General features: G+C 68.7%; 8 protein-coding genes. 2 read left to right on the top strand and 6 right to left on the bottom strand.

Annotated features, from left to right (window positions below; all coding sequences use genetic code 11):
- The first annotated feature begins 118 nt into the window (after window positions 1-118).
- Window positions 119-1,300 carry an ABC transporter substrate-binding protein gene (locus tag MEBOL_RS00635; protein ID WP_095975600.1) on the top strand — a complete coding sequence of 394 codons (1,182 nt, stop codon included), beginning with the start codon at window positions 119-121 and terminating at the stop codon, window positions 1,298-1,300.
- A 12-nt stretch (window positions 1,301-1,312) separates the two neighbouring features.
- On the opposite strand, the gene MEBOL_RS00630 is transcribed toward MEBOL_RS00635, so the two are convergent.
- The 3 genes from MEBOL_RS00630 to MEBOL_RS00620 form a co-directional block, all read right to left on the bottom strand.
- Window positions 1,313-2,200 carry a cation diffusion facilitator family transporter gene (locus tag MEBOL_RS00630; RefSeq protein WP_483869355.1) on the bottom strand — a complete coding sequence of 296 codons (888 nt, stop codon included), beginning with the start codon at window positions 2,198-2,200 and terminating at the stop codon, window positions 1,313-1,315.
- A gap of 41 nt (window positions 2,201-2,241) precedes the next feature.
- Window positions 2,242-3,480: an energy transducer TonB family protein gene (locus MEBOL_RS00625; RefSeq protein ID WP_095975598.1), complete on the bottom strand. Its 1,239-nt coding sequence runs from the start codon at window positions 3,478-3,480 to the stop codon at window positions 2,242-2,244.
- A 74-nt stretch (window positions 3,481-3,554) separates the two neighbouring features.
- Window positions 3,555-5,267, bottom strand: coding sequence for a SpoIID/LytB domain-containing protein (locus MEBOL_RS00620; RefSeq protein WP_095975597.1), 1,713 nt, complete (start codon window positions 5,265-5,267; stop codon window positions 3,555-3,557).
- A gap of 846 nt (window positions 5,268-6,113) precedes the next feature.
- On the opposite strand from MEBOL_RS00620, the gene MEBOL_RS00615 reads away from it, so the two are divergent.
- Complete coding sequence (locus MEBOL_RS00615; protein WP_245919330.1) at window positions 6,114-6,869, top strand: hypothetical protein; 756 nt, start codon at window positions 6,114-6,116, stop codon at window positions 6,867-6,869.
- Window positions 6,870-6,927: 58 nt separating this feature from the next.
- Here the strand turns inward: MEBOL_RS00615 and MEBOL_RS00610 are convergent, their stop codons facing one another.
- From MEBOL_RS00610 to MEBOL_RS00600, 3 genes are read right to left on the bottom strand one after another with little or no spacing between them, the layout of a single operon-like run.
- Window positions 6,928-7,656, bottom strand: a complete 729-nt coding sequence (locus tag MEBOL_RS00610; protein WP_095975596.1) for a glutathione S-transferase family protein — start codon at window positions 7,654-7,656, stop codon at window positions 6,928-6,930.
- 10 nt (window positions 7,657-7,666) lie between these two features.
- Window positions 7,667-9,892 carry a molybdopterin-dependent oxidoreductase gene (locus MEBOL_RS00605; protein ID WP_095975595.1) on the bottom strand — a complete coding sequence of 742 codons (2,226 nt, stop codon included), beginning with the start codon at window positions 9,890-9,892 and terminating at the stop codon, window positions 7,667-7,669.
- Window positions 9,889-14,004: an ELWxxDGT repeat protein gene (locus tag MEBOL_RS00600; RefSeq protein WP_170115416.1), complete on the bottom strand. Its 4,116-nt coding sequence runs from the start codon at window positions 14,002-14,004 to the stop codon at window positions 9,889-9,891. The genes MEBOL_RS00605 and MEBOL_RS00600 overlap by 4 nt, the downstream gene beginning before the upstream one ends.
- Window positions 14,005-14,038: the final 34 nt, after the last annotated feature.

Genomic DNA, 14,038 nt, shown 5'->3' with positions numbered 1-14,038 from the left:
TTCGGTCGAGTGGGAAGCCAGTGAATAAACGGGGACGGAGATTCGCGCTTGGCGCATCCGCTGGAAGCGTGGAGCATGGCCTCCTGGCCGCGTGCTCCGGGTCCAGGAGGCGAATTCGATGCGTCGTTGGTCCCCCGTGCTGCTCGCCGTCCTCGCATCGTGCATGGCCGCCTGTGAGAAGAAGACCCCTCCCGTGGCCAGTCCGGAGCGGGCCCTCGACGTCGAGAACACGCCTCCCGAGGTGCGGGAGGTGTTGCTCGGAGAGGTGGGCAGCCTCACCGGCGCCCAGGCGGCCTTTGGCATCTCCAGCCGCAATGGATTCGACATGGCCCTCCAGGAAATCAACGCCGCGGGGGGCGTGAAGGGCAAGAAGCTCGTGGTACGCGTCTATGACAGCCAGGGGAGGCCCGAGGACGCGGCCCAGGCGGCCACCCGGCTCATCACCCGGGACAAGGTGGTGCTCATCCTCGGCGAGGTGTCCTCGTCCAATTCCATGGCCATGGCGGAAAAGGCCCAGGCGGCCGGTGTGCCCATGATCAGTCATGCCGCCACCCACCCCGCGGTGACCCAAAAGGGCGACTACATCTTCCGCATCTGTTTCATCGATCCCTTCCAGGGATTCGTGATGGCGAAGTTCGCCCGCGAGGACCTGAAGCTGGAGCGGGTGGCCATCCTCCAGGACAACAAGAGCGACTACTCCCTGGGGCTCGGGGAGGTGTTCACGCGCGACTTCACGCGCCTGGGAGGACGGATCGTCGCCACGGAGAGCTATTCGCAGGGCGATACGGATTTCCGTGCGCAGCTCACCGCCATCAAACAGACGCGGCCCCAGGCCGTCTACATCCCGGGGTATTACAGCGACGTGGGCATCATCGCCCGGCAGGCGCGCGAGCTGGGTTTGACGGTCCCCTTGCTGGGCAGTGACGGGTGGGACGCGGAGACGCTGTTCGAGTTGGCCGGTACCGCCCTGGAGGGCAGCTACTTCACCAGCCCCTACGCCCTGGACAGCCCGGATGCGCGGATGCGCGAGTTCGTCGCGGCCTATCGGAAGCTCTATGGAATCATGCCGGACACGTCCTCGGTGCTCGCCTACGAGGCGGCGAAGGTGGCGGCCGCCGCGCTCGAGCGGGCTCCGGATTGGAGTGGACCGTCCCTGCGGGACGCCATCGCGAAGACCCGGAACTTTCCCGGCGTCGCGGGGCCCATCTCCCTGGACGCGAACCGCGATGCCGTGAAGCCCGCCGTGGTCCTCAAGGTCCACGACGGCAAGGCCGGGTTCGTCACCACCATCCAGCCGTAGCGGGGCGAGGGTTCAGGCGGAGGGGAGGGCGCGCGCCGGCTCGACGTGCACCACCACATCCACGACCTCGGGGAACGCCGCCTGGAGCTTCGCCTCCACCGCGTCGGCCAGGTCATGCGCCCGCGCGGTGGACATCTGCGGCTCCACCTCGATCTTCAGGTCCACGTACACCGTGCCCTCCATGCCCCGGCTGCGCACGTCGCGGCACGAGCGCACGCCCGGCACCTGGAGCGTCAGGGCGGCCACCTTCTGGGTATCCAGCCGCGCCGTGTCCGAGAGGATGCCCACCGCCTGCTTGACGATGTCCCACCCCACGCGGGCCACGATGGCCATCACCGCGAGCGTCACCCACCCATCCGCCTTCGGGTAGCCCAGTGCCACCAGGGCCAGCGAGGCGAGCACCGCCAGCGTGACGCCCACGTCCGACAGCGTGTGCCGCGCGTCCGCGAGCAACAGCGCGCTCTGGAGCTTCTTGCCCCTGTGGTGCTCGATGGAGGTGACGAAGAGGTTGATGACCAGCGTCCCGATCATCACCCCCACCATGAGCGGCGTCACCGTGGGATGGCGATCGTGCACCAGCGAATCGAGCGCCATGCGCCCCAGTTCCAGCATGGAGATGCCGATCAACGCACCAATGCCCAGCGAGGCCAGGGCCTCGAACTTACCGTGACCGTAGGGGTGGTCCTCGTCCGCGGGGCGGGCGGCCACCGACATGGCCACCAGGGCCAGCACGTTGGAGCCTCCATCGATGAAGGAGTGCACCCCGTCCGCCGTCACCGCGGCCGAGTCACTCAGCAAGCCGAGGAGGAGCTTGAGCACGGCCACGGCCCAGTTGGCCACGAGGATGGCGGCGAGAGTGGTGCGCACCTTCCGGTTGCGCGCGATCAGGGAGGCTTCCACGCGGCGCACCCTAGTGCCGGCACGCGCCGGGTGCGAGGGGTTCAGTTGGGCTGACGGAAGAGCCTCATCCGGGGGCCGCCCCCCATGTCCATGAAGAATCCAAAGGAGAAGCGCACCTTGGAGTCGTCCTCCAACAAGCCCGCTGGCGGGTTGGGGAAGGGCTGCGCCCGCTTGAAGGACTCGATGGCCTCCAGGTCCAGGAAGTCCAGGCCGGAGCTCTTCTCGATGCTGATGTCCGCCACCTTGCCGTGCTCGTCCAGGGTGACCTGCACCATGGTGTAGCGATCCCGGCCCGCGTAGATGTTGCCCGTGGGATCCCGCCGCATCAGCGCCGTGTTCGGGTTCCACTGCGTGCCCACGCTCTGCTTCACCCGGTTGAAGAAGCTGGCGAACTTCCACTCGCGGGTATTGAGGTAGGTGCCGTCCCCCTCCGCCACGTTCTTGAGATGATCATTGGGCGCCCCGCCGATGATCTGATCCATCACCGCCTGCGAGGGCATCAGCTTCGCCAAGCCAGGACTGCCCGCGCGGCCCTCGGAGCCTTCGTCCCCGTCGCCCCCGCCCCGCTGGATGCGCAGCCGCTTGCCGTTGCCGACCACTTCGTCGCTCTCGTCGCGGTTGTCCACCTCGATGCCCGGGCCTGGCGCGCGGGGGTCCTGCTTGAGGGCGATCTCCTGCTTGCGCCGTGCGTCGGGCAGCTCGAAGGCGGACTTCTTGCCACCCTCGGCCAGGGGCCGGTCATCCGCGCCCCGGCCGTTGTTGCCGGACAGGTGCGCGGCCTGCTCCTCGCTCACCCCGGAGCCCTGGCGCGAGCGCTGCGCCGTCGTCTGGGGCATGGCGTTCTTGTAGAAGGGCGTCTGCTCACGCGCGCGCGTCTCCTTCTCCACCTTGTTGTCGTGCTCGGCGAGGTACTTCGCGTCCGGGGCCTGTTTCTGGTTGCCCGGGGCCACGTCCACCACCTGCCCATCCGGGCGCTTCTCCGGCTTCTTCTCCTCCTTCTTCTTGGGAGGGGGCGTGGACGACGCGGTGGGGGCATTGGGCACCGGACCCCGGTTCTTCGCCCATTCCTGGTCGCTCAGGGGCCGGAGGGCCACGGCGCTCGGCGGCTTGGGGGGCTTGGGGTCGGGCGGAAGGGTGGACTGGATGTACGCCATCAGCGCCAGCAGGCCCACGAAGCCCGCCTGGAGCAGCAACGCGATGAGCAGGGCGAGCAGGTAGCGGGCGGGGTCGGACCACCTCTTCCTGCGCCTGGATGTCTGCTCTGGATGCGATGGACCCATCGGCACGCGCGTGGATGATAACCCCTGGGCGCGCCCCGTACTCCCGAACTGTCATCGGGAAGACGCCGGAGCGTTCAGTAGATGGGGGCGACTTCTGCTCCGTTGAAGTAGAAACGAAGGATGTCCTGGTAGCGCTGTCCGGCCTCGGCCCGGCCGATGGCGCCCGTCTGGCACATGCCCACCCCGTGGCCCCAGCCGCCGCCCCGGAAGCGCCAGCCGCTCAGGTGCCCCTCGGCGTCCTGCTCCTCCTCGACCAGGGCCATGGCGCTGTTGAGCATGCCGAAGAGGCGGCGGATGTTCAGCTCGCCCCGCACCTGGGTGACGCCGCGCTCGCCCGCCACCGTGAGCGTCCGGGCCCGGCCCGACACGCCTCGCTCTCCCAGGCTCAGCGCCCGCACGGGGCCCACGTTCAGGTGCGCCGTGAGGGCGTTCACCTGCTCCACGCTGAAGCGCTTCTCCCAGCGGTACTTGCTTGGCTGCGCGAAGCTGGACAGGCGGCACATGGTGGGCAGCTCCGCGCGCAGGTACTCGGCGAGGTTGCCTGGCGTGGGCAGCCCCTGGGGCGAGCCCAGCACGTCCGGCCGGCCCCGCAGGTTGGGGTTGGGCGGGCCCCCCCAGACGACATCATTGTCCTCGGTGTGGCCGCCGCACACCGCGCTGTACACCGAGTCGACCAGCCGGCCGTTCTGGGAGAAGAGGCCCTCGCCCCGGGTGGCCTCCACCGCCGCCGTCGTGCTGGCGGCCTCGCCCGTGCGGCCCCGGTACACCGCGCAGTGCTGCTCGGAGCACAGCAGGAAGGGGTCCGCCAGGTGCTTGATGCCCACCTTCGCCAGCACCTCTCCACGCGCCGTCACCGCCTGCGCCTTGAGCGCCTCCGGGTGCGCCCGGGCGTAGATTTCCGACGGCACCAGCCCCTTGAGCAGATCCTCCAGCCGCACCCCGTTGACCACCGCGAGCGTGCCATGCCGGTCCACCACGAGCTGGAGCGTGCCCCGGAAGGAGCGGTCCTCGAAGCCGTGGTTGTCGTAGCCGACGTCGTGCTCCACCTGGCGCACCTCGAAGCCAGCGTCGTCCAGCGTCTCCACGGACACCGAGTCCTGGGCGAGCCCCACCACGGCGCCGCCCTGATCCTTCACCTCGAGGATGGCGTGGGAGGGGGTGCGCACCTCCTCGAAGAGGGTGGTTCGCACGCCGAACTGGCTCAGGAGCGCCGCCTGGCGCGCGGGGGCGTCGCGGGGTGTCAGCTCCTCGTCGAGCAGCAGCAGGTAGCGGCGGTTGTCGATGACCTTGCCGGCGATGCCGTAGAGCACGCCCAGCACGTGCACGCGCACCGCGATCCCCCGGGCCTTCCATTGCGCCTGGGCGTCCGCGAGGCCCGCCTTGTCCACGAAGGGAATCTCCGCGAGCTGCACGCGCGAGGACAGCTCCGCGGGCGAGCCTTCCGTCACCCGCACCGTCCAGAGCGAGCCCGAGGGGGCCTCGAGGACCTTGTCGGCCTCTCCGCCGAAGCGCAGCCGCATCCGGCCCCGGGGCACGAAGCGCACCTCGGAGCGGCCCTGCATCAGCCCGATGGGCACGCGCGGCTCGCCTCCCCGGAAGTCCAGGCGCTTGCGGGTGTCCGGCGCGGGCAGCTCCTCGGCGAACCACTCGGGCGCGGGGGCGGGCGCCGCGGGGGTGACCACCGGAGGCGCCGGAGGGGGCTCGACGGCCGGGGCGGGAGGGGCCGTACGCGGCGCGGCGCACGTGGTGAGGAACAGCGCGAGGAGGGCGGTGACGGCTTGGCTCAAGGGCCCTCCAAGCTACCCGTGGACCGCCCCGTCCGCCATTCCCGGGTCGGCCGCGGGTGGGTTTGCCCCGGTACTCGGGCACTCCCACATTTCACAGGCCGGAATCCTCCAGGACCTAAGGCCCGACGGAGGGCGCTACTCCGTGTCTTGCTGAGCTGTCTCCTCTCGCACCATGTGCTCCATTCTCTCCACATGGCGTATCAGCCTTGAAGCCCAGATACGTTTTCTGAGAGGACACATCGGTGGCGAAAATGACGGACCGTGGAAAGATATGGAATACAAAGATATCGTCCCCCTCATCCGTCCTTTCAGCCCGGCGGAGAAGAAGCGGCTTCACACTGCCGAGTGGCATTGAATCCAATGAAAACTCGGGACGGTGTTGGCAAGGGACTTGTTTGGGGGGCGGGGCTGGCGGTGTGCGTCGTGTTGCTCCTCGTGGGGTTTCTCCTCTACCGCCCGGTTGATGTTTTTTCACCCGTGTCAGGGCGTGGCGACATGACGTGGGCGCGAAACGTCGAGCAGGAGAACAGCACGGGACACGAATGGGCGGAGGCGGTCAACGCGACGGGGAACGGTTTCTCCGTGGTGGGCCACACCAACTCCCGGCGGCCTGGAGTCCAGCAGGCCTGGGTGCTCCAGTTCGACAAGGCTCCGCCTCCCCTCTGGGAGCGGACTTATGGAGGGGGAGAACCTGGAACCGGAACATTGGGTCGAGCGATCGTCGCCGCGCCGGGTGGTGGACTCATCGTCGCGGGGGAGGAACAGCTCGCGGTGGGACGATTCCGGGGCTGGCTCCTCGTGCTTTCCCCAGAAGGGGATGTGCTTTGGGAGCGGACTCCAGGCCACGTGGGCGTGAATGGACTCAATGCCATCGCGGTGCTCGAGGACGGTTCTCCTGTCGCTGGGGGAGTGCAGGACGGAGCGGGCTGGGTCGTCCGATTGGATTCTCGGGGCAATCGACTTTGGGATGTGGCGCTTCCCCAAGTCGAACACGTTACTGCCCTGGTGGCGCTCCCCGCTCAACGCATCGCCGTCCTGGGAACGTCGGAAACCTCGACCGTGGGACTGGGGATTTCGAGATTGTTGTTTCTGGAGTCCGATGGACGGGCCACCGCGGAAAAGCGGTTGCCGACCGAAGGCCAGGGTGAATTGAATGCGCTCGCTTCATTGCCGGATGGCGGGCTTATCGCGGCGGGACGTCTGAGCCATTCCAATTCAATGGACAAGCACCTTTGGGTGGTGCGCATGGACTCACGAGGGGAAATCCTGTGGGAGTACTCCTCATCCCAGTTGGATGCTGGCCGCGCCATCGCCGTCTTTCCCGATGGGGGAGTCGCCGTGGGGGGATATTCCTGGAAGGATTTCCTGGTCGACCGGGAGGCAACCGTGTGGCGTTTCTCCGCGGATGGACGCTTGCTCTGGCAGCGCTCTTATGGCGGCGCTGGAGATGACATGGGCTATGGCATTGCTCGCCTGGCGGACGAGAGCCTCGTGGTCGTGGGGATGACGTCCTCCCAGGGCGCGGGCAAGACGGACCTCTGGACCTTTGGGCTGTCGCCCGAGGGACAACCGCTCTGGGAGGCGTCCTTCGGGAGCCCTTGAATGAGGCCACGGCGACCTTGGGGGGCGTGACCTCCGTCAGGCCTATCCGGCGAGCCGCTCAGGCGGCCTTCATGTCCGGCGGCGTCCAGTTGGCGAAGAAGCGCTTCTTGAAGTTCGCGCAGTAGCGCACCAGGTTCGTCTGGCTGAGCGTGAACTGCTTGAGATCCGTGTCCACGGGGTTGGCGATGATGCTCACCAGGAAGGAGTAGAGCCCCGCGTCGAAGGAGGACGGCTTGTCGCTCAGCAGGTAGGGCTTCTCGCCCATGATCGTCGAGATGGCGGTGATGTCCGCGATGGCCAGGGACTGTACCTCCTCCGAGCTGTGACGGCCCGTGCCCTGATCGTGGAGGATGCGCAGCATGCCCTGACGCAGCGTGGCCACGGGGATGTCGCCGCCCACCACCCAGGGCACCATCGTCTCGGCCACGGGCCGGTAGGCGAGCCAGCCCGCCTCGTCCACCCAGCGCATGTAGACGATGTACCAGTAGGTGCTCTCCTCGAGCATGCGCCGCACGGTGTGGCCCACCGCCACCTGCTGGGGCGTCAGCTCCTTGTCGAGCGGATCCCCGAACTTCTTCTTGAGGTGCTCGATGATGAACTGCGAGTCACCCATCCGCAGCCCGTCCAGCTCGATGTAGGGCACCTTGCCCTTGGGCGCGTTGCGCAGGTCCGCCAGCTTCACTTCGTAGGACATCCCCGTCATCCGCAGGTACGCCTCCAGCTTGAAGCAGAAGGGGCTGAGGTTCGGGGTGCCCCAGGCCACGGGGGTTTGGTAGACGGTGATCATGGGGGTCGTTTCATCCAATCGAGGGCTGCTTGGGCCGCACTTCAGAGCCAGATGATTCTAGCGGCTGAATGCGCACCTGGATCGCGGAGAATGCGGCATTTCCACTGATTCCATCGATGACCTGATCGTCAGTGAGGTCATTGATGCTGACACCGGCGTGGGCGCCCGCCACCTGGAGCTGGACTCCCGAGCGGGCGTGCCCGTAGCCATGGGGGAGGCTGACCACGCCGGGCATCACTTCGTCCGTCACGTTCACGGGGGCGAGCACCTCGCCGACCCGGGACGTGACGCGTGCCGAGTCTCCCTCGCGCAGGCCCAGCCGCTGGGCATCCGCGGGGTGCACCATGAGCGTGCAGCGGGGCTTGCCACTCACCAGCTTGGGCACGTTGTGCATCCAGGAGTTGTTGTCGCGCACATGGCGCCGGCCGATGAGCTGGAACTCGCCGTCGGCGCGCGCCGCCGGGTCTGCTGGAGGGAAGGTGGAGCGCAGGCGCTGGAGGTCTTCCACCAGCGGCTCGGGGGCGAGCTGGATGCGGCGCTCGCGCGTGGCCAGCCGTCCGGGCAGGCATGGCTTGAGGGGCCCCAGGTCCACGCCATGGGGTTGGGCCTTGAGGCTCGCCAGGCTCAGTCCCTGGCGGAAGGGGCGCAGCCTCATGCCGTAGGGGCCCGCGCGCAGCCCCACGTCCAGCAGGCGCTCGGGGCCGAGGGCCTTCAAGGCGCGGTAGGGCAGCTCCCCGCGTGCCAGCGGCTCGCCGCGCAGGGTGTCCAGGCGGTGCTTGAGCTCCAGGAAGATTTCCCAATCGTGGAGCGAATCAGCGGGCGGCGTGAAGAGCGGCGGCGAGTACTTGACGGTGTCGCGCACCGCGAACGTGTTGAAGATGAGATCGAAGTGGCCGCGCTCCAGCTGGGTCACGGGCGGCAGGATGATGTGCGCGTGGCGGGTCGTCTCGTTGATGTACGGGTCGATGCTCACCATGAAGTCCAGCGAGGCGAAGGCCTGATCCATCTGCCGCCCGTTGGGCGTGGACACCACCGGGTTGCCCGCGGAGGTGACCATGGCGCGGATGCGGCCCTCGCCCTCGGTGAGGATCTCCTCGCCGAGCACGGACACGGGCAGCTCCCCGGAGAACTCCGGCAGCCCCCGGACCCGGCTCTTCCACCGGCCCATGCTCCCACGGCTGGAGCGCATGGCCTTGGGGCCTCCCACGAGATCGAAGGCGGGCCGCGTGAACATGGCGCCTCCCTCTCGGTCGAAGTTGCCCGTCACCACGTTGAGGACGTTGATCAGCCACTGGCACATCCCCCCGAAGGCCTGCGTGGACACGCCCACGCGGCCGTAGCAGACGGCGGAGGGCGCAGCGGCCAGTTCCCGGGCGATCCGCCGGGTGGTGTCCGCGGGGATGCCCGTGTGGGCGGCGGCGCGCTCGGGGGTGAACTCGCGCGACAGCTCGCGCACGTGCGCCAGGCCGTCGGTGAAGTCCGCCAGCCGGCCCAGGCGCGCGCCCACCTCGTGGAGGAGGACGTGCAGGAGCGACCACAGCCAGAGCGCGTCGGTGCTGGGACGGATGAAGAGGTGCTCGTCCGCGATGCGCGCGGTCTCCGTCTTGCGCGGATCCACCACCACGACCTTGCCGCCGCGCTGCTGGATGGCCTTGAGCCGCCCGCGCACGCCCGGCGCCGTCATCAGGCTGCCGTTGGAGGCCAGGGGGTTGGCTCCGAGGATGAGCATGAAGTGCGTGCGGTCGATGTCCGGAATGGGAATCAGCAGCTGATGTCCGAGCATCAGGTACGAGGCGAGGTGGTGCGGGAGCTGGTCCACCGACGTCGCCGAGAACTTGTTGCGCGTGCGCAGCGCCTTCAGGAAGAAGGGCAGGAGCAGCATCGCGCCGTGGTTGTGCACGGTGGGATTGCCCGAGTACACGCCCACCGCGTCCTTGCCGTGGGCCTTCTGCACCGCGTGCAGCCGGTTCGCGGTCTCGTCGAGCGCGTCCTTCCAGGACATGCGCTCCCAGCCCGAGGCGGTGCGGCGCACGGGGTGGCGCAGCCGGTCCGGATCCTCGTGCAGGTCCTGTAGCGCGACGGCCTTGGGACAGATGTGGCCCTGGCTGAAGGGATCCTCGTCATCGCCGCGGATGGAGAGCACCTTGCTCCCGTCCGTCTCGATGCGCAGCCCGCACATGGCCTCGCACAGGTTGCATGTGCGGAAGTGAAGCTGCGGGGCATGGGACGGGCTCATCGGACTCCCCCTGTGGATGATCTCGCCTTGCGGCGGGCCGCGAACGCCAGGAGCGACAAGAGGCCCATCCAGCCCGAGGCCCCCATGCTCGCCGGAGCGGCGGAGCAGCCGCTCTTGGCCTTCTCGACATGCACGGTGAACGTGCACTGGGCGATGTTGCCCGAAGCATCGGTCGCTGTCACCTCCACGGAAGTGTCTCCTAGCGGGAACTCGCTGCCGCTCGCCGGGGAGAACGTGATGGCCGGTTCCGGAGTGACCCGGTCCGTGACGGCCGGCGTGGGCAGCGTCACCTTCACCGGCCCCTCCGGGACGACCACCGTCTGAGGGCACGTGAGCAGCGGCGGCAGGGTGTCGTTCACCCGGACGGAGAAGCGGCACTCGCTCACGTTGCCCGAGGTGTCCTCGGCCAGGACCCGCACGGAGGTCTCGCCGACGGGGAAGGTGTCTCCCGAACTGGGGAGGGTCCTCACGGTGACGGAGGAGATGTTGTCCACCACGTTCGTCACCAGGAAGTCCGCTGGAGCGCCCTCGGGGCCCGTCGCCTCGAGCTCGATGGCGGCCGGGCACTTGAGCGTGGGCGCCACCGAGTCCCGGATGATGACGTGGAAGGTGCAGCGCGAGACGTTGCCCGCTTCGTCCCTCGCCGTGACCTCGACGGGTGTCTTGCCGAGTGGGAAGCGCTCCCCGGAGGTGTGAGCGTACGTGAGGACGGGGGTGGACACGGGGTCCGAGGCCTCCGCGGGCGGCCACGTGGCGATGGCGCCGCTCGCGTCCTCGGCCTCGACGAGCTGATCCGCCGGACACGTCAGCGTGGAGGCCGTCGTGTCGCGCACGCTCACGGTGAAGGTGCACTGGTTGCTGTTGCCGAGGTCATCGGTGGCCGTCACCGTCACCGTCGTGTCGCCCTGGGGGAAGACGGTACCGGAGAAGGGGTAGGTGTCGACATGCGGCTGGTGGGTGACCGCGTCCTTGGCCCAGGGCAGGGGGAAGGAGACGAGCGCCCCCTCGGCGCTCGTGGCCTCCACCGTGGCGGTCGTGGGACAGAAGACCTCGGGAGGCGTCGTGTCCTGGACCGTGACGTTGAAGGTACACGAGGCCACCAGGCCCGCCGCGTCGCGCGCCGTGGCCGTCACCTGGGTGGTGCCAAAGAGGAAGAGGCCTCCTGACTCGTGGCTGTAGGAGACGGCGGGCGGCAGGGTGGGGTCATCATCCGTGGCCTCCGCGGGCTCGAAGTCGACCGCCGCGCCCAGGGCCTGCTGCGCCTCGACGGTCTGGTCGGCGGGACACGTGATGCCGGGAGGCACGCTGTTGACGAGCCTCGCGCGGGGCATCGTCCATGGCTCCTGGCCATGCCGTCCGTCGCTCGCGCTGAAGATGATCGAATCCCCGTAGAAGGTGAAACCCGAGGGCTCCGAACCGAGCCGCCACGGGGCGATGTCGTGCAGCAGGAAGGTGCCCGCCTCGGTGCCATCCGAGCGCCACAGCTCGGTGCCATGCACACCATCGTTGGCGGCGAAGAGCACCAGCTGCTCGGTGGGGAGCGCGAGCAAGGCCTCGGCGAGCACGCCGCCCCGAGGGCCGGGGAGGATGTCCTTGACCCGAAGGGTGCCCGCCTCGGTGCCGTCCGTCTTCCACAGCTCGGCGCCCGTGGTGCCATCGTTGGCGGTGAAATAGAGGTGGCCGCCGAGCGCCGTGAGGGCGAGCGGCGTGGCGCTGCCGGCCCCCGGGTAGATGTCCTTGACCCGGAGGGTGCCCGCCTCGGTGCCATCCGATTTCCACAGCTCGACGCCGGAGGTGCCGTCGGTCGCGGTGAAGTAGAAGCTGTCGCCGAGCCGCGTGAAGTGATCGGGTCCGGAGTCCTGGTTGCCGGGAGCGATGTCCTTCACCAGGGAGTAGCTCGTGCCATCCGTCTTCCACAGCTCGTAGCCCGTGCCGTCCGCGCCGGCCACGAAGTAGAGGGTGTCCTCCAGGACGCCCAGGATGCTCACGACGGAGGAGCGGTTCTCGACGTTGCGGATGTCCGTCACCTGGACGGTGCCCGCCTCGGTGCCATCCGTCTTCCACAGCGCGCGTCCGCCCGAGGTGTCCTGCACCAGGAAATAGAGGGCGTCGCCCAGGAGCGTGAAGTGCAGGGGGGTGGAGCTGCCCCCTCCGGGAACCAGGTCCTTCACGAGCACGGTGCCGGCGTCGGTGCCATCGGTCTTCCACAGCTCGACGCCATGCGCCGCGTCCTGGCCCGCGAAGAAGAGGGCTCCTCCGAACGCGGCGAGTTCGATGGGGTTGGGGTAGTCGTAGAGCGACAGCGAGACGCGGGAGCTCACCTGGGTGGTGGTCGCGGGCGTGCCCCCCGTCTTCCAGAGCTGGTAGCCGGTCGACACCCTCGGGAGCGCCGCGAAGTAGAGGGCGTCCCCGAGCGGCGTGAGGGACGTGAGGCCCTGGGTCGAGGAGAACTGGAGCTCGATCTTGGGGACGATGTCCTTGAGGGCCACGGTGGTGGCCGCCGTCCCCTCGGTGCGCCACAAGCGCGCCGCCGCATAGGGCTCGAAGGAGGTGAAGTACAGCGCTCCGTTCCAGTTGACGAAGGGCACGGGGCTGGAGCCCCGGGTGGGCGGGGGGGTCAGGTCCGAGCCCACGGGCCTCGTGGTGGCCACGGTTCCCCGGGTCCGCCACAGCGTGGGCACGGCGGGGTCGGGGTCGAGCCCGGTGCCCGGCGCGATCGCCGTGAAATAGACGTTGTCCTCCCAGACGGTGAACGAGCCCGGTACGGGCGCCGTGCTGCTGTCGGGCAGGAAGTTGTTGCCGATGGCCTTGGTGCCCGCGACCGTGCCGTCGCTCGTCCACACCTCGATGCCATAGTTGAAGGGAATCGTCTGAGAACCGGTGAAGTAGAGCGTGTTGCCGTGCTCCTTCATGGACAGGGGGCCCTTGCCGCCCAGCGCCTTGAAGTCCACGAGCTTCTGCGTCCCCGCCGCCGTGCCATCCGTCACGTGGAGCGAGGTCTCGACGCGGGTCGCGTCCTTCATCCGGAAGAAGAGCCGCGAGGCGGTGGCCACGAGCGAATCAGGCGTCTCCACGGTGTTGTTGCCCGGGGTGAGTTCCAGCACCCGCTGGGTGCCCGCCTCCGTGCCATCGCTCTTCCACAGCTCCCGCCCCGTCGTGCCATCGGTGGCGACGAAGTACACCGCGTTGCCCAGCACCGTGAGCTGGAGGGGATCCGAGGACAGCGCGCCGGGGAGGATGTCCTTGACGCGCACGGTGCCTTCCTCGGTGCCGTCCGTCTTCCACAGCTCGTTGCCCCCGGTGCCATTGTCGCCCGCGAAGTAGATCACCCGGCCCGAGCGGACCAGCTCGCGCGAGGTCGCCGACGAGGACACGGTCACGTTCTGGCCGAGCCGCACCGTGCCCCCGGGCGTGCCGTTGGTGCGCCAGAGCTGCCGCGTCCCCCCATTGCCCGTGGCCGTGAAGTAGAGCTGGCCGTCCATCTCGGTGAAGGCGCGGGGGTTGCCGTCTCCCGCGCCCAGGTAGAGATCCACCAGGCGCACGGTGCCCGCCGCGGTCCCGTCGGTGCGCCACAGCTCGTTGCCCTTGTCGCCGTCATCGGCGCTGAAGAAGATCCATCCCTTGTACTCGGTGAAGTTCGCGGGGCGGGAGCTGGCCGGACCTGGCTGGATGTCCTTGACCATCACCGTCCCGGTCGTGGTGCCATCCGTGCGCCACAGCTCCAGGCCCTGCTGGCCATTCGTGGCGGAGAACCAGGTGAGCCCCCGTGAATAGAAGAGCTGGGAGGGCTCGGCGCTCGCGTTGCCGGGCGAGATGTCCGCCAGCAGCGCGGGTCCCACGGGCGTGAGCCGCCACAGCTCCCGGCCGGTCGTGCCGTCATCGGCGGAGAACAGGAGCGTCGTGCCCGCCGCCGTCAGGGAAGCGGGGCGGGGCGCGAGGGCGTTGTCGGCCGACGTGCCCACATCCACCATCTGGGACGCGGGGCCCTCGCCCAGCGCCCGGCGGGTGGCTTTCAAGGGGGCGGGGACAGGGGCGTCGTGGATCGGCTCCGCGCAGGCGGCACCCAGGACCAGGACGCACAGGGACAGCAGGCCCGTGTTCGCTTTGACCATGCGGCATTCAACCATATCCGCTGCATGATCTCCT

This window comes from Melittangium boletus DSM 14713, assembly GCF_002305855.1.
GTDB classification, from domain to species: domain Bacteria; phylum Myxococcota; class Myxococcia; order Myxococcales; family Myxococcaceae; genus Cystobacter; species Cystobacter boletus.
The sequence above is the reverse complement of the archived record's forward strand: the minus strand, read 5'-3'. Positions and strand labels throughout refer to the sequence as shown.